The sequence below is a fragment of the Terriglobia bacterium genome (assembly GCA_020072845.1).
Classification (GTDB): domain Bacteria; phylum Acidobacteriota; class Terriglobia; order Terriglobales; family Acidobacteriaceae; genus JAIQGF01.
Window position 1 is genome coordinate 253,786 of record JAIQGF010000011.1, and the last position, 24,271, is coordinate 278,056.

A 24,271-nucleotide genomic window follows, 5' to 3' on the forward strand; every position below is an offset into this window, starting at 1 on the left:
AAATTGAAACTGGCCACTGATCACTGACCCCTGGCCAGCTGATTTCGGGAGCCGCCCGCAGCGGCGTTGGCGCTGCAAATCGGAGGCTACTTTGTACCGTTCGAGCCCATTCGACCTCGGCAACACGATCGCTGATTTTGATGCCATCCGCATCAGCCTGGCCTCGCCGGAAAAGATCCGGAGCTGGTCGCACGGCGAAGTCACCAAGCCGGAGACGATCAACTACCGCACCTTCAAGCCGGAACGCGACGGGCTGTTCTGCGCCCGCATCTTCGGGCCGGTCACCGACTGGGAATGCCTGTGCGGCAAGTACAAGCGCATGAAGCACCGCGGGGTGATCTGCGACAAGTGCGGCGTGGAAGTGACGCTCTCCAAGGTGCGGCGCGAGCGCCTGGGGCACATCGAGCTGGCTTCGCCGTGCTCGCACGTGTGGTTCTTCAAGGGCCTGCCCAGCCGCATCGGGCACCTGCTCGACATCTCGCTGCGCGACCTGGAATCGGTGCTGTACTTCGAGGCCTACGTGGTGGTGGAGCCGGGCGACGCGCCGGTGAAAGACCACGAGGTGATCAAGGAAGAGACCAAGTTCCGCGAACTGGACCAGCAGTTCCGCGCCACCGGCTTCAAGGCCATGATGGGCGCCGAGGCGATCAAGGAACTGCTGAAGCGGGTGGAGGTGGAGGAGCTCTCCACCGAACTGCGCGAGAAGATGAAGAACGAGACCTCGATGCAGAAGCGCTTGAAGTACGCCAAGCGCCTGAAAGTGGTCGAGGCCTTCCGCAAGAGCGGCAACAAGCCGCACTGGATGATTCTGGACGTGATTCCGGTGATCCCGCCGGAGCTGCGTCCGCTGGTTCCGCTGGACGGCGGGCGCTTCGCCACCAGCGACCTGAACGACCTGTATCGCCGGGTGATCAACCGCAACAACCGGTTGAAGAAGCTGATGGACCTGCACGCGCCGGAAGTCATCGTGCGCAACGAGAAGCGCATGCTGCAAGAGGCGGTGGACGCGCTGTTCGACAACGGCCGCAGGGGCCGCGTGCTGCGCGGCGCCAACAACCGCCCGCTGAAGTCGCTCTCCGACACGCTGAAGGGCAAGCAGGGGCGCTTCCGGCAGAACCTGCTGGGCAAGCGCGTGGACTACTCGGGGCGGTCGGTGATCGTGGTGGGCCCGGAACTGAAGCTGCACCAGTGCGGCCTGCCCAAGAAGATGGCGCTGGAGCTGTTCAAGCCGTTCATCTATCACCGGCTGGAGCAGACCGGGCACTGCACCACCATCAAGCAGGCGAAGGAAATGGTGGAGTCGCAGGAACCGATCGTGTGGGACATCCTGGAAGAGGTCATCAAGGACCATCCGGTGCTGCTGAACCGCGCTCCCACGCTGCACCGCCTGGGCATCCAGGCATTCGAGCCGGTGCTGGTGGAAGGCAAGGCGATCAAGATCCACCCGCTGGTTTGCACCGCCTTCAACGCCGACTTTGACGGCGACCAGATGGCGGTCCACATTCCGCTGTCGCCGGAGGCGCAGGTGGAAGCCAGTGTGCTGATGCTGGCGTCGCAGAACATCCTGTCGCCGGCGTCGGGCCAGCCGATCACCGTGCCCACGCAGGACATGGTGCTGGGAATTTATTACCTGACCAAGGCCAAGCCGGGCGCCAAGGGCGAGGGCCGCGCCTTTGCCAACATTGACGAAGTGCTGCTGGCGCTGGAAATGGGCGAAGTGGAAACGCTGACGCCGATCCGCCTGCGCTATACCGGCGACGTGATTGACCTGCTCTCGGCCTACGACGACCAGGACGTGCTGCACACCGATCCGGTCCACCTGGAGCGACAGTACATCAACACCACCGTGGGCCGGGCGATCCTGAACGATCACCTGCCCGAGGGCATGCCGTTCATGAACGGCCTGCTGAAGAAGAAGGGCGTGGGCCAGTTGGTGAATTACTGCTACTTGCGCTTCGGCCTGGAGACCACGGTCCCCATGCTGGACGAGATCAAGCAGCTTGGGTTCCTGTACGCCACCAAGGCCGGCCTGTCGATCGGGATTGACGACATGGTGATCCCGGCGAACAAAAAGATCCTGGTGCGCGACGCGGAGAAGCAGGTGGTGAGCGTCCAGCAGCAATACCTGGATGGCGCCATCACCAACGGCGAGCGCTACAACAAGGTGATCGAAATCTGGTCGGCGATTACCGAAAAAGTGGCCGACGAGATGTTCTCCGACATGGAGAAGCAGGACAAGCAGGGCAACATCAACCCGATTTACGTGATGGCCGACTCCGGCGCCCGCGGTTCGAAGCAGCAGATTCGCCAGCTTTCGGGCATGCGCGGACTGATGGCCAAGCCCTCGGGCGAGATCATCGAGACGCCGATCACGGCAAACTTCCGCGAGGGGCTGACGGTGTTGCAGTACTTCATTTCGACCCACGGCGCGCGCAAGGGCCTGGCCGACACCGCGCTGAAGACGGCGGACTCCGGCTACCTGACCCGCCGCCTGGTGGACGTGGCGCAGGACGTGATCATCAGCGAGTACGACTGCGGCACGGTGGACGGCATCTACGTCGGCTCGATTGTCGAGTCGGGCGAGATCATCGAGCCCATGCGCGACCGCATCGTCGGCCGCGTGTCCCTGGAGAAGATCAAGGACTACGAAGGCAACGTGATCGTGGACATCAATAACGACATCACGGAAGACCTGGCGGGCGCCATCCAGGCGGCGGGCATCGAGCGGGTGAAGATCCGCTCCGTGCTGACCTGCGAGTCGAAGCGCGGCGTGTGCGTCATGTGCTACGGGCGCAACCTGGCTTCGGGACGCCTGGTCGAGCTGGGCGAAGCGGTGGGCGTGATCGCGGCGCAGTCCATCGGCGAACCCGGCACGCAGCTCACGATGCGCACCTTCCACATCGGCGGCACGGCGTCGCGAGTCAGCGAGCAATCGCGCCTGGAGGCCAAGAGCAACGGCGTGGTGCGCTTCATCAACCTGCAAACGGTGAAGTCCAAAACCGGCGACCTGGTAGTGATGAACCGCAACGGCTCGATCACGGTGCAGGACGAGAAGCTCCGCGAAAAGGAGCGCTACGCCGTGGTTTACGGCGCGCGCCTCAAGGTGGAGGACAATTCCCCGGTCACGCTGGGCCAGGTGATGGTGGAGTGGGATCCTTACACCTTCGCCATCCTGACCGAAATCGGCGGGACGGTGCAGTTCAAGGACCTGCAGGAAGGGCTCACGCTGCACGAAGAAGTGGACGAGGTCACGGGCCTGTCGCGGCTGGTGGTGACCGACTCGCCGGATGAAAAGCGGCAGCCGGCGATCGTGATGAAGTCGGGCACGGGCAAGGGCACCAAGCGTTACCTGATGCCTTCGCGCGCTCACCTGATGGTGCAGGACGCCGACACCGTTTTCCCCGGCGACGTGCTGGCCAAGATCCCGCGCGAGACCACCAAGACCAAGGACATCACGGGCGGCCTGCCGCGCGTGGTGGAACTGTTCGAGGCGCGCAAGCCGCGCGAGACCGCGGTGATCAGCGAAATTGACGGCACGGTCAAGTTCGGCGAAATCTCGAAGGGCCAGCGCAAGGTGTACGTGATCGCCGACAACGGCACGGAGAAGGAATACTCGGTGCCGCGCGGCGTGCACATCAACGTGCAGGAAGGCGAACGCGTCCGGGCGGGCGAGCCGCTGATGGATGGCCCGCTGAACCCGCACGACATCCTGGCGGTCCTGGGCGAGAAGGAGCTGCAGGCTTACCTGGTGAACGAAATCCAGGAGGTCTACCGGCTGCAGGGCGTGAACATCAGCGACAAGCACATCGAGGTGATCGTGCGCCAGATGATGCGCTGGGTGAAGGTGGAAGACGTGGGCGACACCCAGTTCCTGCTGGAGCAGCAGGTGGACAAGTTCCGCTTCCGCGAGGAAAACGAACGGGTCATCCAGCAGGGTGGACGCCCGGCAACGGGACGTCCGCTGCTGTTGGGCATCACCAAGGCGTCGCTCTCGACGGAGTCGTTCATCTCCGCCGCGTCGTTCCAGGAGACCACGCGCGTGCTTACCGAAGCCTCGATCAACGGCTCGGTGGACCACCTGCGCGGCCTGAAGGAAAACGTCATCGTCGGCCGGCTGATTCCGGCGGGCACGGGCATGGAGTACTACCGCAACGTCCGCCTGTCGCCGGAGCTGGAGGAAGCCGCGCAGAAGGTGCAGGAGGAGGTCTCGCAGGCGTACGAGGAAGCCGAGCGCGCCCTGGAACTCATGCGCCACGAAGGCGAGAACGAACCGGAAGAGCTGGCGGCGGAGTAGTTGTTAGTTCTGAGTTGTTAGTTGTCAGTTGTGAATCGCGGGGCCGAAAGGCCCCGCGATTTTTTGCTTGTTACCGATAGACTCGCTCCGTACGGTTTGGGTACCAGGCCCAGGCTAGATTCAGAGTTTCCCCTAGCATTGTTAGTCATTGACACTACTTGAAATGCACACTAGTATCCTCTCGCTTCCCCATCTCGGCGCATATCTAGTTTGTGATTGACGCAATTGCAGGTGGCACGTTAACCGTTTCTCGAGTTGTTCCTAGTTTTCGAGCAACAGAGTCGATGTGTGCGGAGCTACTCACAACCCACAAACTATGAATAGAAGCCGAAATCGCAGGGGAGGTGTCGTTGACTCTTTACCACTCTGTCTGGTGCTCTTCGGCTTGATCGGGCCAATCAGCCAAACCTGGCCGCACTTTGTTTCGCGAGTCAGCGGTGTTCTCAAAAGGCTCGGGGAGATCTTACTTTTTTTGGCAGCTCACTCTGCACACGTGGCAAAGTGGCTATTGCCTCATGAGCACGGTTCGCTTCCCGCTTATTTTTCCATGTACGCGGTAATCCTGGTGGTTGTTTACGCGGCCTACAGAGGGAGAAAGGATGCTACCGTGATTTCGCCTTTCTGCCTTCCGGCGGATGCGAAGCTCCCCTTCAGTGAGCACACTGTGGCGAACGCACTGCGGGACGCGCTACTGGAAATCCAACGAGAAGCGGAGCATGGCATTCGGGGCAAATCGACAAGTTTGGTGGGGCTTGGGTCTTCGGAGTTAAAAGAGCTCAAGCTGCCGGATCTGAAGGATTTTAGCGTTCAGGCTCGTTTTTCAGTCGAAGTACAGGGATTCTCGCTTGACGCTGCGATTTCGGTTGCCCGGAAGTTGTTCGGCAAGGAGCGAATCATCTCTGGCGATGTGGTAACCGACGGCACTATCTTTTTCTTGTTGGTACGATCGCAAGAAATGGGTCCCTGGAAGATAGGTCCACAACCAGCAACTATGGTTGGTCTGGACTCGGCAGTTCGCGAATTAGGTCTTAAAGTAGTTGAAGCGTCGCACCCCACACTTCTGGCAGCCCATGAAATCGCAATCGGCAAGTACGAACAAGCCCTAGATCGTCTGACGAAGTTGGTGCAGAATGCGCGAGAATAGGAAGATTGACATCCAGCTATATGAATTGGCGGCGGTGCTTCGTGCCGACGAGTTGATCAAGGAAAATAAGATAGAGGAATCATTAAACCTCGTGAAGAGAGCATTCGACCTCGTCCCGCGAGGTGGGTTTGTGGCTTACAACCTGGGTGTAACTTTTCAACAAAACCGTAAGTTCACTGAAGCCATTTCTGCTTACCGCGAAGCCCTGCGGGCTAAGCCGAACTTCTACGAGGCCCTTGTGAACCTTGGCAATGCGCTGACTGAACATGGGGAACCGGAGGAAGCTATCGGGATCTATAAAAAAGCCCGCCAACTGGACGATAAGGACGCAGATCTCCCATACAACATGGGCATTGCGCATGAGGATACGGGCCAAATTGATGCCGCCCTTCGGGACTACCAAGAGGCTGTGCGTCTCAACTATAAGCATATTCTCGCACTGTTCAATCTCGCCCGACTGTATATACAAAAGGGCGAGTACAGGAACGCCGTCGACACCTTGGAAAAAGCACACGGCAGCGATTCAAACAATGAGGAGGTCAGAGGCCTCCTTAATGCTGCACGCGGACTACTAGAGGAGCAAGAGAAGGCCGAGCAACAAAGCAAGTCCAAACTGGATTAGTTCATGCAACGCGAGGTGTCATCGCATGGGCAGCCAAAGCGTAACCGATTTTTCAGCTGCGAAAACAAAGCGTATCCGGGCAAGGATTTATGAATATAACCCGAGAAGCCCAGACGCCGACCGTCAGGCTTGGGACACCGGGGCCGATCTAATTGGAACCTTTAGCACAAGTAGTCCCTACGCAAAGGCCCTGGCAGGCGCAAGCGTTAGAACTGCCTACGAACTGCTCTTGACCCTGGCAGAAGACCTGCAAAGGAGTAGGAACGCTCAGGATGTATTTACTAAGCACGGAATCTCCCCGGACGTGCAAAGGCCCTATGGCGCGTTGGCGGCAAAGGTCAGCCAGTCGTTGGACGAAAACCTTGCTGCAGGCTCCAAGGCGACCGATGCAGCCCCAGCTGCAAATGATGCACTTCGCCGAACCCTGTTGACCGTAATCTCGGAAGGCCTCCCAAGGGGGAGGGCCGCGGCCGATGCGTCGGCGGAAGAGATCCGCGAGGCTTTCCGGAGCGCCGGAAAGAGCAGGACCGCAGCTGTATTCTTGCAGAACGTGATCAGTTCCCTGGAAAGAGGGACCCTTGACGGGGCACGTGGTAAGGCTTCACCGGCAAAGGTGGAGCAGGTTGTCAAGAAAATTGACAGCGGAGTGGCGAGGGCGGTCGGTGAAGTATTTGTGAAATCAGCGGAAGCAGCGGGGACTGACGCAAAGGACATTCTGAAGGCGTTCAAGCGAGGCGGGCATAAATGGAAAGAGATGCAAAGGGACGTTGTTGAGAAACTTGAGCAGGGGAGACCGTCCTAAGCATTGCGCTGCGTCAAACGCAGTGTGAACAGGTAGAATAGGGGGATCGTGGGGCAAGCTTTCCAATGAAGGCCAATATTATCTGTGGCTACGGCGCAAGTGAGATCCGCCGACAGAAAGACGGCGAGGGAACCCTGTTGCTGTCATCTGATCGCCAGTCCGGGAACGTGCTCCTGGATGTGGACGGGATTTCGCGGGAGTTGAGCAGCGAATTCGATCCGGTCAGTCGAGATCTCTGCGAGATCGCTGCTTACGTGTATCTAGCTGACAAAGCCATTCCCCGTGGGCGCCACGAGAACTGGATCCGGAACCTATCGTTCGTCGTGGCCGTGCGTGATTGTGACCGTTGGGAGGAGGTTAAGCCCATCCTCACCAATGCTGTGGGGTTTCTTTCCGGCGACAACGTTGAATTTCGCTTCGTACGGAAGAAAGGTGAGAGCGAAACCCGGCCTGTCGTTGATCAGCATCCCGCATCGCCCCGCGCCGATTCGGATTGTGTGAGCCTGTTTTCAGGTGGACTGGATTCCCTGGCAGGCGCTGTCTACTTAATTCAGAACGGTCGGCGTCCGCTGTTCGCCAGTCATCACGCCAGCCCTCAGCTCAAGGTTCTTCAGAACAAGTTGATGCAAGCGGTAGGACGAGAATTCGACCGATCGTTCGAACATCTCAAGTACCGCGTAACCTCTCACAAGACGTCAACGAGCCCTCCTTATAAACGCAAAGAGAGCTCGCATCGCGCAAGGTCCTTCATGTTCTTGAGCTTCGCCGCCGCTGCCGCCGCGGTGCGTGGTCTTTCAGATATTTACATCTGCGAGAACGGCGTGATGTCGCTGAACGTCCCGATATCTGAGGCGCGGAAGGGCAGCCGCTCGACTCGCCACGCCCATCCGCTGTTCTTGCGGTATTTCAACGAACTGATCAGTGCGCTCTATGGACGTAAGTTTTCTGTTCGCAATTCGTTTGCGTTTTGGACCAAGAGTGAAGAATGCAAGCTTCTCCGAAGCACGAAGCTTTTGCCGCAGATCAAGCATACCGTTACCTGCTGGGGCTACCCGAATCTGACATTGCGGTACAAGGACTCTAACCACTGTGGTTCGTGCTTGCCCTGTATAGTGCGGCGCATATCGTTGATTGCCTCGGGGCTCGAGAAGTATGACGACCGTTACATTTTCGACATTTTCAATCCTGGAAATGAGGCAACAGAGAAGCAACTTCGAAACATTGAGGATCTGATCTTCTTTTGTAATCGCTTTGCACACTTGTCCAAGACGGAACTGCTCTACGAGTATCCGGAACTCGTGATGGTTGAAGGGGGCTTGAACGGCACTGGTGAAGACCGGATTGGAAGAATCATCCAGGTGTACAAAGAGTTTGCTGATGAAGTCCTCTCAGCTATTGGGCACCGCAACCCTGCTATTGTGCGGAGCACGCTGGATGAGGTTGCTGTTTTGGGCCACCTTACTCCATACGCCACTTCGGTCTAACTGCATGAGGAGGTCTCCAGCGCATTCCGTCGGTTACAGGGTTCATCCGAACTTCGGCCGTCGTTTTGGCGGAACTGTGGCGGGGCGCGAGCACACGTTCTGAGCGCAGAATCGTCGGAGCCCTCGAGCGCAGCCATCCGGTTCTGACCCCGACCCAGAACAACTGGATTGAATCAGGCCGGTTGCTCGGAAAGATTCGCGCCGCTCACGGGTTGTCTCCGCATCGGCGGCGCGCTCTTCACTTCGACGTACTGATTGCCCTCACAGCGCGCTCCCACGGAGCGCGCCTGATCACCTCCAATCGCCGCGATTTCGAGCTGATCCACCGCTACAGAAGGTTCGAGCTGGAAGTATGGAGTTAGCGGAAACGGCTCATGAGCAGACTGTTCCGAAACTCGTGCCGTCCCTAACGGGACTCGGTCTTCTTTTGCCATTTGACCCGGCACTTACGTGCCGGGCTAGGTTCTGCCGCCCCGGCGGGGCTGTGCTCGTGCCGTCCCTGCGGAGTCTGCGTCATAGCCGTGCCGCGCCGCTGGCGCTCACGCTTTTTGGTCCACTTTACCCAGCGCTGCCGCGCTGGGCTAACGAATTTCGCCGCTCCGCGGCTGGTTTCGGTTCGCTTTTGGACCACTGCAACGGGCGAAATCGAGCTATGACACAGACACCTACGGGACTCGGATGATTTTGTTTGGGGGAGTTCCCGGCGCTGAAGCGCCGGGCTATTTTCACCCGCCGCTACGCGGCTGAGGAGTGATGGCAAGAGATGAGCGATCCCCCCGAGAGTGGTCGCGACTCTACCCGGGCGAGAGATCGGCGATCCCCCGAGAGTGATCGCGACTCTACCCTGGCGAGAGATGAGCGACCCTCCGAAAGTGGTCGCGACTCTACCCGGGCGAGAGATCGGCGATCCCCCGAGAGTGGTCGCGACTCTACCCGCACTCGGGGGCAAAAGTGAAGTGTGGGTAATCGGGAATCAGCGTGCTGGCGCCCGCGACCGGCGCGACGCTAGGCTGAGGCGCGATCGACCATTTAGAATATGGGCGGAGAGGTGAATGCGGGGCATCCGCCCCTCTTCCTGTTTCGTGGGGTACCGAAGTAGGGTATTTCGGAAGCGGCCGAAACCTTATAAAGTAGCCGATTGTGGAATAAAGTACGCCGATTGTGGAGGGGGATACCGTCGGCTCCGCCATCAAAATTTCTGACCAGCCGGCGCCAGCGCGGCCTCCCGACCGCGGGCCCACGGAGCCATCTCGCGGGCTATTTGTGCTGAAGCTGTTGAAGAACGTGCGCGTCGCGCTGTGGCGTGCCTTCGTGCACGATGCCTTTGGTGTCGCCAAGGGCGGCGCCTTTTCCGCCATCCTGACGCTGTTTCCCGCGCTCATGGTGGCCGGCGCCATCATTGCCACCTTCGAGCGCCGCGCCGAGTACATACGCGAGGTCTCCGGCGCTGCCTACCAAATCCTGCCGCCCGGCGCCAGCGGCGTGGTCCGCGCCTTCTTCGAATCCACCCAGGGCAAGTCGGGCCGGGTGCTGGTGGCGGCATCCCTGATCACGCTGTGGACCGCCTCCGGGGTCATGATTTCCTGGATGGAAGGCTTCCGCAACGCTTACCAGTTCCCCAAAGTATGGGGGGTGGTGAAGGAACGGCTGATCGCCTTCGGGCTGGTCGTCATGGCGGGGATTCCGCTGACCTTTGCCACCGTGCTGGTGGCGTTCGGCAACCAGATTGAAGCGCGCTTGACCGCCGACCTGGGGTACGCATTGGGACCGTACGTGCTGCTGGTGTGGACCGCCCTGCGCTGGCTGATTGCCATCCTGACCAGCGTGGCGGTGATGCAGCTCATCTATCACAACGCGGTGCCGCGCACCCTGAGCTGGCACACGGTATTGCCGGGCGCGGGGCTGGCCACCGCCATCTGGTTTCCCGCCACCATCGCGTTTGGCTGGTATGTCCGCCACTTTGCCGCCTACAGCCTGTTCTACGGCTCGCTGGCGGCGGCCATTGTGCTGCTGATCTGGCTGTACATCATTTCGGTGATCGTGCTGGTGGGCGCCGAGTTCAACGCGCTGCTCTATCCGCGCATGGTGGTGGCGGGGAACAAGGGGCAATAGTTTTTCAGCAGGTCAGTTTCTCAGTTTGTCAGTACCTAGTACCGAGTACCTAGTACCTAGAAGTGGTTTCCCAAATACACTTTCGCCTCGGGAGGAATGTCCCTCAGGGGCTAAAGCCCACAATTTTTGCGGCCTTGAGCGGCACGGCTGAAGCCGTGCCCTACCCAAAAACCGAATTTTGAAACCAGTTCTAGCACCTAGCACATTGCTCCATGGCCACGATTGATTTCCCGTCGAAGACGGAGATGAGCCAGGCGGGCAGCACAGCCGAGCGGCGGGCCAAGATCGTGTGCACGGTCGGGCCGGCGAGCAGCTCGGAGGCGATGCTGCGCGAGCTGATGCGCCTGGGGATGGACGTGGCGCGCCTGAATTTTTCCCACGGCACGCACGAGGAGCACGCCCGGGTGATCGAGCGGCTGCGGCGCGCCGCCGCCAAGCAGGAGCGCAGCATCTGCATCCTGCAGGACCTGCAGGGACCGAAGATCCGCACCGGCCGGCTGCGTGACCGCCGCCCCATGGTGCTGAAGACCGGCTCGCGGGTGACCATCACGCCGCGCAATGTTCTGGGGACGCCTGCCCTGATTCCCACCAGCTTTCGGGGGCTGGCGCAGGAAGTCGAGACGGGCTCGCGCGTTTTGCTGTCGGACGGCTTGATCGAGCTGGTAGTGAAAGCGATCCACGGCGACGACATGGAATGCGAGGTGGTGAACGGCGGCATGCTCGGCGAGCACCAGGGGATCAATCTTCCGGGCACGGCGCTGAGCGTTCCCTCGCTCACCGAAAAAGACCGCAAAGACCTGGAGTTCGGCCTGCGGCACGCGGTGGACATGGTCGCCATCTCGTTTGTGCGCACCGCCGCCGACGTGCGCGAAACCAAGCGCCTGATCGGGGTGCGCGAGGACGACGTGCCGGTGATCGCGAAGCTGGAAAAGCCGCAGGCCATCGAGCACCTGGAGGAAATCCTGGAAGTCGCCGACGGGGTGATGGTGGCGAGGGGCGACCTGGGGGTGGAGATGCCGCCGGAGCAGGTGCCGATCATCCAGAAGCACATCATCCGGCGCGCCGCGGAATGGCGCAAGCCGGTGATTACCGCGACGCAGATGCTGGAATCGATGGTGGACAACCCGCGCCCCACGCGCGCCGAGGTCAGCGACGTCGCCAACGCGGTGTTCGACGGCAGCGACGCGGTGATGCTTTCGGCGGAAACGGCGAGCGGCAAATATCCGCGCGAGTCGGTCGAGATGATGGGCCGCATCGTCCTGGAATCCGAAGCCCACATGCGCGAAGCCTCGCTGCCGCAACGCCGCCGCGAACATCGCCGCAAACTCTCCATTTCCGAAACCATCTGCGAATCGGTTGCGCATGCCGCCGAGGAACTGGAGATGCGCGCCATCGCCGTCTATACCGAGACGGGCACCACTGCACGCCTGGTTTCGAAGTACCGGCCCAAGGCCTCAATCTATGCATTTGCGCACCGCCCGAGCGTGTGTAACCGCCTGAACCATTTGTGGGGAGTGCGGCCGGTGGCCTGCGAGCACGTGCGCACCGCCGAGGAGATGGTGCGCGGCGCGGAACGCGAACTCATGCAGCAAGGCGCCGCCGGGCCGGGTGACGTGGTGGCGGTGATTTCCGGCACGCGCGGCGCTTCCGGGTCCACCAACCTGATGCGGCTGCACATGGTCGGCGAAGAACCACGACCGCCGGAGCGCCGCCGGGCGCGGACCCCGGCGGAACGCAATCCGGAAGACAGCAAGAGGTAAGCGAATGGCCGAACTTGTTTCGATCGCGTACGTCAGGCCGGCAGAGGGGAAGGAAGAGCAGACGATCGAGATCCTCGCCGAGCTTTATGCTCTCCTGCGGAAGAAGAATTACAGCCGCGACCTGTTATACCGCGACGCCAAAGACCGCCGGCGGCTGATCAACCTGCGCTATTGGAGGTCGGAAGAGGCGCGCGCGGAAGCGCATGAGGACTCCGAAGTCCACCGGCTGTGGCAGCGCCTGTCGGAGCTTTCAAAGGTCGAAGGCGTGATCGAAAAACTGGAATTGATTGAGGGGGCGTGGTCGGATGTAAGTGGCCAGTGACCAGTGACCAGTGCCCAGTCAGGCAGGTGTTCCTGCTGACCACTGGCCACTCGCCTGCAAGTCCCTATCGGGGACCAGTTCCCCAGTGCCTGTGCCGGATCAGTTCACCCACGGCGGGCGGCGCGTCTCTCCATTGACTTTATCTTCGGGCGGGCGGGAGTTGCCGTAACTGTCGATCTGGTCGCCGCGATCGTGCTTGCGCATGTAGACCTCGAACTTGCGGGCGGCCCGGCGGCGTTTCCACCGGTAGTACGCGTTGCGCACCCCGAAATACTGCTCCGACGCTCCGGACATCAGGCCGCGGCGCGGCAGGAAGCGGACATAGATCCAGCCGAAGAGCGCGCCGCCGAGGTGGGCGAAATAGGCGACTGACTGGCCACGTCGGCCAGGTCCCATGCCCTGGAAGGCGCCGGCCAGCGAGATGAACAGCAGGATGCCGACCAGGTATTTCGCTTTGATCATGAACGGCAGCGGGAACAGCATGAATTCCTGATTGCCGTGCAGGACGGCAAAAGCGACCATGAGGCCGTAGATCGCGCCCGATGCGCCCACCGTGACCGTCAGCGGGCCGATGCCGAGGAAGCCAAACGCCGCCACCGTTCCCAGGTACGCAATGCCCACCGTGACCAGCGCGGCCGCGATGGCGCAGTAGAAATAAAATTCCAGAAACTGGTGGCGCCCCCAGTCGCGCTCCATTTGCGAGCCGAACATCCAGAGCGTCAGCATGTTGAACAGGACGTGAAACAGTCCCGCATGGAGGAAGGAATAGGTGACGAGCTGCCAGATCCAGCCGTGGGCGACGGCGGCGGGAACGAGCGCGCCCACTCCGGCGATGAACCCCGCCAGTGACGGCGCCACCGCGCCCAGGATCAACATCAGCAGGTACACGGCGGCGTTGGCGATCACCAGCCACTTCACCGCGCGGGTGAAGGGCGGAAATCCCATGCTCATGGTGCCGAAGCCGCCGCCGCGACCTCCGCCGTAACCGCGATAATTGCGTGTGGTCAAAGTTGCGCACTCCCGGCCAGTTTCTTTCGCCCGCTGAAGCGGGCTCGGCCGCCCTCTTGCTAATTGTTCCCCCGGCTTACGCCGGGGGCTACGTTCTTTGGCGCGCTGCGCGCGCTGGTTCTCGCGAGTCCCTGGTTCTCGCGTGTCCCGGAGCTGCACTATCGAGTCTGTGTGAGAACTGTGTCGCGCCGCCGGCGCTCGACAGTTTTGTCCGACTTGCCCCAGCGCTGCCGCGCTGGGCTAACGAAACCCGCCGCTCCGCGGCTGGATTATGGGTGCCTTGGACCACTGCGTTTCCCGAAAGTGAGTTCTCACACACACTTTATCGATCTGGCCGGGGCAAGACCACCAGGCTGCGACGCCCTTGCGCGTCCACGGCGCGCACTCCGAAGACTACATTATCCTTCGAAACCGAAACCGTGGTTTCCGTGAGTCCGGCGGCGGGCACCACGTGCTCCCAGTCGGCGGAAGTTGTCGCCCGCCACAGGACCTCGTAGCGTGCGGCGCGGCCGTCCGGCGAGGCGTCCCACATCAGCGTGGAATCGTTATCCAGTTTCTGTGCCTCAATGCGCACCTTGGCCGGGGGCGCCGGCGCCGAAGCCAGCGACGCCAGTGTCGCCGCATTGAGCCGCGCCACGTTGGCCACATATTCGTAGTCCACGAATTTCGGCAAGTCTCCATATTCGATGCCGTTTTCAGTGCGCGGGGTCTGATGTTGATGATGGTAATTCTCGCGATACTCGGTGATGCGCACCGCCGCGAAACCCAGGCGGTTGAACGAGGTGTGATCGCCGCCGCGCAGGTAGCGGTCGGGCCGGAAAACCAGCAGAGGCTGGAACGATGGCGGCAGATATTGGGCGCCTGCCTGGCGGAGGTAGCGTGCCTCCTCGCGGGAAAGCGAATCGGATTCCGCGCCCAGGGAGCGGATGGCCGCAATCGCCGGCAGGTTGGGCAGTTGGTCCAAGGGAACGGCGCCGTCGGGTTTTTTCGAGGGATCTAACTGTGGAGGTGACGGACGCCGCTGTCCCAAATCCACCAGCGGAATGCCCTCGGAAAACACGCGCACGACGCTGTGATCCTGTCCGGGAGTTTTGTCGCCGCCGACGATGTCGTTGTTGAGCACGGCTTCGATGTTCCAGCCCTGCTGCTTGGCCATCTCGGCAAAATGGGCGCTGCCCAGCAGACCCTGCTCTTCGCCGGCGACAGTCAGAAAAATAATTGTGGCGGGAAACTTGTACTTGCTGAGGACGCGCGCGCACTCCAGGGAAACCGCCGTGCCGCTGCCGTCGTCGTTGGCGCCGGGTGCATCGGCCTGGAGGTCCTGATCGTTGCTCGGCCGCGAGTCGTAATGTCCCGAGACCAGCACGATCCGCTTCGCCGCCTGCGGGTCCGCGCCCTTCAGCACGGCGTACACGTTCACGATTTCCGTCGGCTTGGGAACCCGCGGCCGAGGCTGTTCGGTGAAGACGTCCGTCTTGACTTCCAGACACCCGCCGCAGGCCTGCGAGTAACGCTCGAACTCCGACTTGATCCACGCGCGCGCCGCCGCAATGCCGCGGCCGCTCGGCGCCGGGTTTTCACCGATCGTCAGCCGCGTGCCGAAGCTGACGAGCTTTTCAATCGTCGCCTGAATCTGCGCCGCGGACACCTGCTTCAAGGCGGCGGCGATCTGCGGGTCTGGCGGCGCCGGCAGCGGCTTCGCCATCACGGCCCGCTCGGCTGGGATCGACTTGGGAGAGGAAGCAACAGCCTGGGCAACCGCCGTGGAAGCGGCCGCCATCAGAATGACACCGGCAATCAGCCGGAAACTGCATGGCGTTTCATGGGGCATACGATCCTTAAACAGTGGGCATCAACTAGAATGGTTGACGACGCACACAATAAACTCTAAATATTATCAGGTTGCTCGGCCGCGCTGCGGCACGGCCCGGTTTTGCTCAGGGAGGGCAGGAATGGTTTTGTGTCCGGAATGTGAAAGCGATCTCGACATTGAAGTCGACGAAGTGGACGAAGGCGAAATTGTCTCCTGCCCGGAGTGCGGCAGCGACTTTGAGGTGGTCACCACCGAGCCCCTGGAACTCACCAAGGTCTCCGACGAGGAAGACGAGGACGAAAAAGAGGAGGAAGCGGAAAGCGGAAACGGTGACCTCGCCTGATCTCGACCCGATCCGCCTGAGGCCAAGGCCCCGGACGACGGCGGCGTCCTATCCATCGTAAATTCTGCAACTTCACCAAGGTAAAAGGGTCTAAGTAGGGGAGCGGGTCTGGCGGCGCGAGAAGGGTCACAGGGTGCAGTGACGTCGTCGTATAATCCAAGGGCCGCTTCTCAGGAGATGATGATGTTTGAAGGACTGTTTCAACCGACGCACCTGCTGGTGATCCTGGTGCTTTGCCTGATCATTTTTGGCCCCAAGAAGCTGCCCGAGCTGGGCAAGGGTCTCGGCGAAGGCATCCGCGGCTTTCGCGACGGCCTGAAGGACCAGGGGAAGCCCGCTGCCACGGAAACGAAGGACAAGGACGAAGCGAAGTAAGCTGTCAGCTATCAGAAGAGCGGAGAGCAGCAAAGACTAAGAGTCCCGAGGTGATGTCGGCCCCGTTCTCCTCGACCAGCAGCTTGCTTTAGACCCTCGCTGACCTGCTCTCGTCACTTCCTTGCGGGTCGCGACGCGCGATCTTTCGAGCTCGGGCTCCGGGCTTGCCACCAACCGGAAAAACGGAACTGACGCCTCGGGACTCTATCCTGCTCTTGGCTACGTTTCCTGTTCCCCTCGACCAGCGCTTGGCTATAGACCCTTGCCTTGCCTTCCGTCCTTTTCGCCTCGAGAGCGCGGACAGCGACTTGGCTCGAGCCCCGGACGCCGCACCAACCGGGCAAACTTCAGAAGCGGCCAAAGAACGAGTGCCCTTATACTCTCACTAATTTATAAGTCAAGAGTTGGAGGTGCTTTTTATCTGCTGCATTTTCAATCGCGTGCAGCCCGTCCACAACCCCCTGCCAGAAAATGGTGCAGCCTCTCACAAGAGAGACGGAGGCCAGCCGCGCGGGCAGCGTAGCTTGCGGTTTTGTACAAGCCCGCAAGCGCATTGCTTGCTCCGTTCGGGAGATCGTGAATGTGCAAAATGAAGCCAAAACCGCGTGGGACGCGAACGATTTCATCCCCCGCGATTCGGCCCAGCACAGGACACGGTGTCCCCGAACAGCGCCTAAACTTCCATCGGCATCCAAATACTTTGCTGGTATCCTGCCGTCTCCGCTGGAGAGATCAAATGCGATTGCCCCTTGCGGCAGTGGTGCTGGCGTTGGCATTGCCGATGGCGGCGCAAGCTCAAACTTCAAACTGTGTGGACGCGTCCACGCTGGAGGAGAAGCATCGGCGCGGGGGCATTGTCGGCGGAGCGCAGAAAGTTATGAGCATGCCGAGCACCACCGTTAACGCGCCGCCGGACACGAACGTCTGCCCGTTAACCGCGCAACAGAAGCTGATGGTCTGGGTAAAGCGCAGCTACTCGCCGGCGAACCTGCTGGCGGCCGGCGTCGACGCGGCCATCTGGCAGGCCACCGACACCGATCCTCGCGGCTTCGGCCAGGGATGGGAGGCCTATGGCGCGCGCTATGGCGCGGAGCTGGCGACCACCGAGTCCACACGGTTTTTCCAGTCATTCCTGCTGCCCTCCATCCTGCAGGAAGACCCGCGTTATTTCCGCAAGGGTCATGGCGGCTTCGGCAGCCGCTTCGCCTATTCGATCTCGCGCGTGCTGGTGACGCGCACCGACGCCGACCGCCAGAGCTTTAATTTCAGTGCGGTCGGCGGCGCATTTGCCGCGGCGGCGCTGAGCAATACCTATCTGCCTGACGTGGATCGCGACCCCGGACGAACCGCCGCGTCGGGCGGCCTGAGCCTTGCCAACACCGCCGGCTGGAATCTGCTGAGCGAGTTCGGCCCGGACCTCTGGCACAAGCTGCGCGGCAAGAAGAAAAATTAGATTCAGTTTCAGTTTCAGTTTCAGAAAACAAACAGCCAGGTATGGTCCCGCAGGGTCGCCGGATACGCCATGCTTTGTACGGGACGCCGCGCGACTCACTCGGGCAGCAGCGGTGTAACCTCCCGTATCTGGACGGAGAGTCGGCGTCCTGCCTTGGTTGGCGGAATGCCGGTAATGCCGAAGTCCTGCCGAAGTTGCCGAAGCATTTCGGCCGCCGACTCCATGCGGAGCTGCTGCAAGCGGTTCCTGGGATCGGTAGAGCCGGCCTCCCAGGTGTCCATGCACGCCCACAGAAACGTGCGCATCTGGTCAATCTCGCGCTTGAAATCGCGCATTTGTTCGGCGGAGAGTCTGGGAGCGGCGAGGCCGGTGGCCGGGTCTTTGGTGGGAGTGCCGAGCTCGGCGCGAATGGCAGCGAGTTCCCGCAGCACGGCTTGAACGCGTTCGAAGAGCTGATGGTCCATAACGTGGGTCCGATATTCCCATACTTAACCTACCCATTTCCGTAACCGCATTTCAGGAAACGGAATCTTGATACGAAAACGGAACAGACCGCCTGCAGCCTGCGAGTTCGGGGAAATTGACACCGCCGCGGCTTCCGGCTAGGCTGAACAGAACCCCCGAGGCCGCTCCGATCATCCAAGTGACTGGCATGAAGAATTTGCGTAAGTACCTGCGTTTTCTGGCTGCTGTGCAGCTCCTGCCGGCGCTGGAGAGCGGTGAAGAGACCCTGGTAGGCGGCCAGGCGGTGCTGGAGGGTGTCATGATGCGCTCGCCGCACGCCTGGGGCATCTGCGTGCGCCGCGCCGACGGCACCATTGCCTCGCATTCCGAGACCCTGGAACGCCCCTCGGAAAAGCACAAGTGGATGGGATGGCCGATCGTTCGCGGCGCGGTCACCCTCGGTCAGGCCATGGGACTGGGTTTCCGGGCGCTGCGTTATTCCGCCAATGTTGTGCTCGATGAAATTCCGGCCGGCAAGAACGGCAAGAAGCTTGAGATCAACGGCTGGGTAGCCGCGCTTAACATCCTGCTCTCGGTCGGCTTTTTCATCTTCATGTACAAGTTCCTGCCGCTGGTGGCCACCACCGAGTTGAAGCAGCACGTCTCGCCGGTGTTCGGCAATCAGATCGTCTTCAACCTGGTGGACGGCGTCATCCGCCTGGCGCTGTTCCTGGCATTTATCTGGATGACCTCACTGTGGGCCGACCTGCGCCGCGTCTACCAGTACCACGGCGCGGAACACAAAACCGTCTTCGCTTTCGAAGCCGGGGACCCGCTCACTCCGCCCGCGGTCCAGAAACACGTCACCTGGCACCCGCGCTGCGGCACCAGCTTCCTGATGACCGTGATGCTGATCTCCATCGTCGCCTACACGGCGATCCCGGCGCACACCTTCGGCACGCGCTTCGCCATCCGCATTGCCTTGCTGCCGGTGATCGCCGGCGTTTCCTACGAGATCATCCGCTTCGCCGCCAAGCACCGCGGCTCGCTTTTTGCCGTCATGACCGCGCCCGGCCTCTGGCTGCAGCGGATCACCACCCAGCCTCCCGCCGACGACCAGGTGGAGTGCGCCATCGGCGCCCTGAACCTCGCCATGGAAATGGAAGCGCAGCGGGGTGGGGAGCTGGTGATCGCGTAGAACGTCGATGGTCGATGGCCGATGGCCGATGGCTGCCCGGCGCCGAATCCTCCTGATGGGCCCTTCCTTCTTTGATTTCCTCTAGTACACTCCTCCAAATACTAAGCAATTTGCGGAGGCACTATATGAGCGGTTCATTCCAGGACCTCAGGGTATGGCAGCAGGCGATGGCACTGGCGGCTGGGGCGTATAAGGCGACCGAATTATTCCCCAAACACGAACTGTACGGGATGTCGTCGCAGATTCGACGCGCGGCAGTTTCGGTCGCGAGCAACATTGCCGAGGGCAAAGGTCATCGCTCCGATCGTGAGTTCCTCCATTTTCTGTTCCACGCGCGCGGCTCCTTGTTTGAACTGGAAACTCAATTTCTGCTTGCGCAACAGCTACAATACATATCGGAAGAGAAAACAAAGGAACTGATTGGGCAGGTAACGGTTGTCGCTCGAAGCCTTACGGGACTGATCAATTCGCTCGACGAATCACATGTCACCGAGGGCGCTGCGAAGTGAACGCCATCGACCATCGACCACCATGTTTGACCGCCTCGAACAAATCGAAGCTCGCTACGAAGAGCTGACCAGGGCGCTGGCGTCGCCGGATATCATGCAGGATTCCGGCAAATTTCAGAAGACCGCCAAGGCGCACAGCGAGATTGCGCCTCTGGTCGAGAAGTACCGGGAATACAAGGACCTGAAAAAGGGGATCGCGGAGACCCGCGAAATGCTCGTCCAGGAATCCGACCCCGAAATGAAGCAGATGGCGCAGGAAGAGCTGCAATCGCTGGAACAGCGCCTCGCCCAGGTTGAACAAGACCTCAAAGTCCTGCTCATCCCCAAAGATCCCAACGACGAGAAGAACGTCATCCTGGAAATCCGCGCCGGCACCGGTGGCGACGAGGCATCGCTGTTCGCCGCCGAGCTTTTCCGCATGTACTCGCGCTACGCCGAAGCGCAGCGTTGGAAAGTGGAAGTGCTGTCGTCATCGGAATCGGGTGTCGGCGGGCTGAAGGAAGTGATTACCATGATCGAGGGCCGCGGCGCCTACTCCAAGCTCAAGTACGAGGGCGGCGTGCACCGCGTGCAGAGAGTCCCGGAAACCGAGCAGCAGGGCCGCGTCCACACCTCCGCCGTCACCGTGGCGGTCATGCCCGAAGCCGAGGACGTGGACATCAAGATCGATCCCAAAGACATTCGCGTCGACACCTTCTGCTCCTCCGGCCCCGGCGGCCAGTCGGTGAACACGACGTATTCCGCGGTGCGCATCACGCATATTCCGACCAACACCGTGGTGAGCTGCCAGGACGAAAAATCGCAAATCAAGAACCGCGAAAAAGGCATGCGCGTGCTGCGCTCACGCCTGTACGACATGGAGCGCGAGAAGCAGCAGGCGGCGCTGGCGAAAGAGCGTCGCGCCATGGTGGGCACGGGCGACCGCAGCGAAAAAATCCGCACCTACAACTTTCCGCAGAACCGCGTCACCGATCACCGCGTCGGCCTGTCGCTGCACCAGCTTGACGAAGTCATGGACGGCAAACTCCAGCCGTTCATTGACGCGCTCTCCACGCACTTCCAGGCGGAAAAGCTGAAAGAGCAGGCGACGGTGCTGGCCTAGCCACAGAGGACACAGAGGGGATTGAAGCGGTCAGGCTCGAAATGTGCCGCGCCGCTGGCGCTCCGCAATGATTCCGCAGCCTACCCACCGCTGCCGCGGTGGGCTAACGAATTTCGCGCCTCCGGCGCTGGCCTGCTGAGAGAGCAGGCGACGGTGCTGGCGTAGCAGCTAGTGGTAGAGGCGGAAGTTCACTTCAACATTGATTCTTGCTGCGACCGGAGTTCCGTCCTTGGTTGCCGGTTTGAACCGCCATTTGTTAACAGCCTTTATCGCAGCCTTGTCGAATTCAAAGCCTCCTGACCGCCCGATCGTAATGTCATGGGGGCTTCCATCTGTACCAACGACTACCCACAGCAGGACTGCTCCCTCTATTCCTCGCGCGCGAAGTTTCTCCGGGTAATCCGGATCGGGCATCTTGATGCCCCGCGGCGCCGTTACGCCACCGCCGACCTTGTACGCCGGGATGAAATTCCCATCGATATTGGTCCCGAATACTTGCGGGTGCATCGGCCCGTGCAGGCCCATCTGTAGAAATTCGAGGGCGTGCGGGTTGGGCGGCAGTTGCCGGAAGACTTCTTCAACGGCGGGAGGATCGGCGGTCTGGCCCAAGACAAGCACGCTGGCCGCGAGGACGAAGGTCGCTGTGGTGATGCATCGCACGGCGTGATTCTATGCTCCACGCAGCGCCGGAGGCGCGGTATTCGTTAGCCCACCGCGGCAGCGGTGGGTAACCTGCGCAAGACACACCCGAGCGCCAGCGGCGCGGCACACGCACAACTCGGAACTCGCGACTCGTTCCTCTGTGCCCTCTGTGGTTAAATCGCTTCATCATGCAATTGAAAGACGCACTGCGCTCGGCCATCGCCATGCTGGAGGAAAACCGCGTCGGCTCTCCGCGCATGAACGCCGAGGTGCTGCTGATGTTTGTCCTCGGCTGCGACCGCGCCTACCTCTACGCCCACCCCGAGCGCGAACTTTCTCCCGACGAACAAAATCGTTACGACGAAGCGCTTGAACAACGCGCCCGCGGCGTGCCCTCGCAATACATCACCGGCCACCAGGAATTCTGGGGGCTGGATTTTATCGTCGGCCCGGCGGTGCTGATTCCGCGTCCGGAAACCGAGCATCTGGTCGAAGCGGTGCTGGAGCTGTGCAAGGGACTGCCCCACCCTGTCTCGCCAAAATCGGGCGAGACAAGGGTGGGGCAACCGATAAGAATTGTGGACGTCGGCACCGGGTCGGGCTGCGTCGCGCTGGCACTGGTGTCGGAGCTGCCGCGCGCCGAAATTCATGCCACGGAAATTTCGGAAGAAGCGCTGGAAATTGCGCGCGCTAATGCCGCCCGCCTGCTGCTCACCGATCGCGTCACCTTCCACGCCACCGACCTGCTGCACGGGATCGCGGGTGAGTTCGATATCGTCGCCTCCAATCCGCCCTACGTCGGCGAAAGTGAGTACGACAAGGTCCAGCTCGAGGTCCGCAAGTTCGAGCCGCGCTGCGCCGTCTTCGCGGGTCCAGACGGCATGGACGTCATCCGGCGCCTCGCCCCGCAGGCCCGTGCCGCCCTCAAACCCGGCGGCTACCTCGCCATGGAAATCGGCTACTCGCAAGAGGCTGCGGTGCGCGCGGTGCTGCACGACTGGCGGGATGTGCGCGCGGTGCCGGATTTACAGGGAATCCCACGGGTGATCGTGGCGAAAAAGTAAGTTTCAGTCTCAGTTTCGGTTTCAGTCGCTGCGGGCGAGGGCGCCCGCGGCAGTCGGGTTGTTGGGTTGGCGAGTGCGGCCCCGGCGAGGGCGCCGGGGCCTCCAAACGGACGCTGCTGCCGCTACGCGGCCCGGCGAGGTGTCGGTTAAGAAAACTCCCCTCGCAACAGTGGCTCGCATCTCTGTCGCCCGCTGAAGCGGGCTTTCTCGCATGCTTATACGTTGTCCCACGGCTTACGCCGTGGGCTACGTTCTGCCGCGTGCTGCGCGCGCTCAGAGGCGAGAAATTACTTCGCCCGCTGCAGCTCGCGATAGGCTTCGCTTTTCGAGATGCCCAGCTCGCGCGCCACTTTCTTCAGCGCCGCTTTTTCGTCGAGCTGCTCGGATGAGATCAGTTGGCGCACGCGGTCGCGCACGTTGGCGGGAGTCGGTTGCGCCGCGCTTTCCTGCGGCTCTTCCATTTTGCCGATCAGCAACGTGATCTCGCCTTTCGGGGGATGCGCGCGCAGGCGCTCCAGGACCTCGTCGGCGCGGCCGCGGAGGAATTCCTCGTGCAGCTTGGTGACTTCGCGCGCGATCACCACGTGGCGCGAGCCGCCGAGCACGGCGACCACGTCTTCCATCGCCTCCACGATGCGGTGCGGCGCTTCATAGAAGATCTGCGTGCGCGGCGTGTTGCGGATGGTTTCCAGCAGGCTGCGGCGCTCGCCGCGTTTGGCCGGCAAAAAGCCGCTGAAGCGGAACGAGTCGGTGGCGAGCCCGCTGGCCACCAGTGCCGAAAGAAACGCCGACGCGCCCGGAATCGGGATCACCGGAATGTGGTGCCGGATGGCGAGCGAAATCAGGCGGAACCCCGGATCGGAGACCGCGGGCATGCCGGCATCGGTGACCAGCGCAATCCGCGCGCCTTCTTCCAGCTTGAGGATCAGTTCGGCGGCGCGGGTAATTTCGTTGTGTTCGTGATGACTGACCATCGGGGTCTGGATGCCGTAATGGTGCAGCAGCTTTTGCGTTTGGCGCGTGTCCTCGCAGGCGATGACGTCCACCTGGCGAAGCGTGCGCAGCGCGCGCAAGGTGATGTCCTCGAGATTGCCGATGGGCGTGCCCACCACGTACAGCGCCGCGCCGGGCGCGAGCGGCGCACCGGTTTCTTGCGCGTTGTTCATCGGTAGAAGAGTCTAGCAGTTGTTCGCAACTTGGCTCTTAGCTTTTAGCTCTTAGCTTTTAGCCAAACCGAAGCAGCTAAAAGCTAACGGCTAAGAGCCAAGAGCTGAATTGACGCTGGTTTGCGCGCGCCCCTACAATCGAAGCGTGCCGCTTTACGAATACGAATGTCAGGCCTGCCATTTCCGCTTTGAGAAACTGCAGCGCCTCTCCGATCCGCCGCCGCCGAAGTGTCCCGAGTGCGGCGGGAAGATCGCGCAAATGATGTCGACGTCCTCGGTGCAGTTCAAGGGCAGTGGCTGGTATGTGACCGACTACCAGCGCAAAGGCTCTGGCGGTGACAGCAAAGGCGAGAAAAAGGCCGAGAGCAAAGCTGAGACCAAGAGCGAAACCAAAGGCGAGACCAAGAGCGAAACCAAAGGCGAGACCAAGACTAAGACCGAAACCAAGAGCGACTCGAAGGGCGCGAAGGAAAAGAAATAAATCAGTTTCAGTTTCGGTTTCAGTTTCAGAAAAACCTAGATTCCTCGCCGCGCTCGGAATGACAAACCCTTAGTGCACGCTGCAATCAAAAGGGCACGGGACGAATCCCGTGCCCTTTGGTCTGCAAGCGAGA

Annotated in this window: 22 protein-coding genes; 17 read left to right on the plus strand and 5 right to left on the minus strand. The window is 61.1% G+C overall.

All coding sequences use genetic code 11. The annotated features are described in order from the left end of the window. Nucleotides 1-91 precede the first annotated feature (91 nt). From rpoC to LAN70_12685, 9 genes are all read left to right on the plus strand, one after another. The gene (gene rpoC, locus LAN70_12645) at nt 92-4,294 is read left to right on the plus strand and encodes a DNA-directed RNA polymerase subunit beta' (GenBank protein ID MBZ5512000.1); all 4,203 of its coding nucleotides are present in this window, start codon (nt 92-94) and stop codon (nt 4,292-4,294) included. A 472-nt stretch (nt 4,295-4,766) separates the two neighbouring features. Then, a complete protein-coding gene (locus LAN70_12650; protein MBZ5512001.1) occupies nt 4,767-5,438 on the plus strand; it encodes a hypothetical protein in 672 nt (223 codons plus the stop codon). Beyond that, nucleotides 5,425-6,060 (plus strand): tetratricopeptide repeat protein, encoded by a 636-nt coding sequence (locus LAN70_12655; protein ID MBZ5512002.1) that lies wholly within the window; start codon nt 5,425-5,427, stop codon nt 6,058-6,060. Before LAN70_12650 ends, LAN70_12655 begins: the two co-directional genes overlap by 14 nt. A gap of 25 nt (nt 6,061-6,085) precedes the next feature. Further along, nucleotides 6,086-6,862, plus strand: coding sequence for a hypothetical protein (locus tag LAN70_12660; protein ID MBZ5512003.1), 777 nt, complete (start codon nt 6,086-6,088; stop codon nt 6,860-6,862). A 65-nt stretch (nt 6,863-6,927) separates the two neighbouring features. Then, nucleotides 6,928-8,346 (plus strand): 7-cyano-7-deazaguanine synthase, encoded by a 1,419-nt coding sequence (locus LAN70_12665; GenBank protein ID MBZ5512004.1) that lies wholly within the window; start codon nt 6,928-6,930, stop codon nt 8,344-8,346. Nucleotides 8,347-8,411: 65 nt separating this feature from the next. After that, entirely contained in the window at nt 8,412-8,708 is a 297-nt protein-coding gene (locus LAN70_12670; protein ID MBZ5512005.1) for a hypothetical protein, read from the plus strand. A 901-nt stretch (nt 8,709-9,609) separates the two neighbouring features. Next, nucleotides 9,610-10,458, plus strand: coding sequence for a YihY/virulence factor BrkB family protein (locus tag LAN70_12675; GenBank protein ID MBZ5512006.1), 849 nt, complete (start codon nt 9,610-9,612; stop codon nt 10,456-10,458). A gap of 245 nt (nt 10,459-10,703) precedes the next feature. Beyond that, the gene (pyk, locus tag LAN70_12680) at nt 10,704-12,218 is read left to right on the plus strand and encodes a pyruvate kinase (GenBank protein MBZ5512007.1); all 1,515 of its coding nucleotides are present in this window, start codon (nt 10,704-10,706) and stop codon (nt 12,216-12,218) included. Nucleotides 12,219-12,222: 4 nt separating this feature from the next. Next, on the plus strand, nt 12,223-12,540 hold the full coding sequence (locus LAN70_12685) for an antibiotic biosynthesis monooxygenase (protein MBZ5512008.1): 318 nt from the start codon (nt 12,223-12,225) through the stop codon (nt 12,538-12,540). A gap of 99 nt (nt 12,541-12,639) precedes the next feature. Here the strand turns inward: LAN70_12685 and LAN70_12690 are convergent, their stop codons facing one another. Beyond that, entirely contained in the window at nt 12,640-13,548 is a 909-nt protein-coding gene (locus LAN70_12690; protein ID MBZ5512009.1) for a rhomboid family intramembrane serine protease, read from the minus strand. Between the two features lie 322 nt (nt 13,549-13,870). Next, on the minus strand, nt 13,871-15,328 hold the full coding sequence (locus tag LAN70_12695; GenBank protein MBZ5512010.1) for a M28 family metallopeptidase: 1,458 nt from the start codon (nt 15,326-15,328) through the stop codon (nt 13,871-13,873). A gap of 172 nt (nt 15,329-15,500) precedes the next feature. On the opposite strand from LAN70_12695, the gene LAN70_12700 reads away from it, so the two are divergent. From LAN70_12700 to LAN70_12710, 3 genes are all read left to right on the plus strand, one after another. Further along, a complete protein-coding gene (locus tag LAN70_12700; protein MBZ5512011.1) occupies nt 15,501-15,704 on the plus strand; it encodes a hypothetical protein in 204 nt (67 codons plus the stop codon). A gap of 183 nt (nt 15,705-15,887) precedes the next feature. After that, nucleotides 15,888-16,079 carry a twin-arginine translocase TatA/TatE family subunit gene (locus LAN70_12705; GenBank protein MBZ5512012.1) on the plus strand — a complete coding sequence of 64 codons (192 nt, stop codon included), beginning with the start codon at nt 15,888-15,890 and terminating at the stop codon, nt 16,077-16,079. A gap of 736 nt (nt 16,080-16,815) precedes the next feature. Next, the gene (locus LAN70_12710; protein MBZ5512013.1) at nt 16,816-17,532 is read left to right on the plus strand and encodes a hypothetical protein; all 717 of its coding nucleotides are present in this window, start codon (nt 16,816-16,818) and stop codon (nt 17,530-17,532) included. A gap of 95 nt (nt 17,533-17,627) precedes the next feature. Here LAN70_12710 and LAN70_12715 read toward each other — a convergent pair whose 3' ends face one another. After that, a complete protein-coding gene (locus tag LAN70_12715) occupies nt 17,628-17,996 on the minus strand; it encodes a hypothetical protein (protein ID MBZ5512014.1) in 369 nt (122 codons plus the stop codon). Between the two features lie 188 nt (nt 17,997-18,184). On the opposite strand from LAN70_12715, the gene LAN70_12720 reads away from it, so the two are divergent. The 3 genes from LAN70_12720 to prfA all read left to right on the plus strand — a co-directional run bounded on the left by LAN70_12720 (nt 18,185) and on the right by prfA (nt 20,785). Beyond that, on the plus strand, nt 18,185-19,174 hold the full coding sequence (locus tag LAN70_12720) for a DUF1385 domain-containing protein (GenBank protein ID MBZ5512015.1): 990 nt from the start codon (nt 18,185-18,187) through the stop codon (nt 19,172-19,174). 125 nt (nt 19,175-19,299) lie between these two features. Beyond that, a complete protein-coding gene (locus LAN70_12725) occupies nt 19,300-19,683 on the plus strand; it encodes a four helix bundle protein (protein MBZ5512016.1) in 384 nt (127 codons plus the stop codon). A 22-nt stretch (nt 19,684-19,705) separates the two neighbouring features. After that, the gene (gene prfA, locus LAN70_12730) at nt 19,706-20,785 is read left to right on the plus strand and encodes a peptide chain release factor 1 (protein ID MBZ5512017.1); all 1,080 of its coding nucleotides are present in this window, start codon (nt 19,706-19,708) and stop codon (nt 20,783-20,785) included. Nucleotides 20,786-20,953: 168 nt separating this feature from the next. On the opposite strand, the gene LAN70_12735 is transcribed toward prfA, so the two are convergent. Continuing rightward, entirely contained in the window at nt 20,954-21,445 is a 492-nt protein-coding gene (locus LAN70_12735; GenBank protein ID MBZ5512018.1) for an energy transducer TonB, read from the minus strand. Nucleotides 21,446-21,615: 170 nt separating this feature from the next. On the opposite strand from LAN70_12735, the gene prmC reads away from it, so the two are divergent. Next, nucleotides 21,616-22,491, plus strand: a complete 876-nt coding sequence (prmC, locus tag LAN70_12740; protein MBZ5512019.1) for a peptide chain release factor N(5)-glutamine methyltransferase — start codon at nt 21,616-21,618, stop codon at nt 22,489-22,491. 287 nt (nt 22,492-22,778) lie between these two features. Here the strand turns inward: prmC and rsmI are convergent, their stop codons facing one another. Further along, nucleotides 22,779-23,657: a 16S rRNA (cytidine(1402)-2'-O)-methyltransferase gene (gene rsmI, locus LAN70_12745; GenBank protein ID MBZ5512020.1), complete on the minus strand. Its 879-nt coding sequence runs from the start codon at nt 23,655-23,657 to the stop codon at nt 22,779-22,781. A 145-nt stretch (nt 23,658-23,802) separates the two neighbouring features. Between rsmI and LAN70_12750 the strand changes: the two genes are divergently transcribed. Next, entirely contained in the window at nt 23,803-24,138 is a 336-nt protein-coding gene (locus LAN70_12750) for a zinc ribbon domain-containing protein (GenBank protein ID MBZ5512021.1), read from the plus strand. The last annotated feature ends 133 nt before the right edge of the window (nt 24,139-24,271 follow it).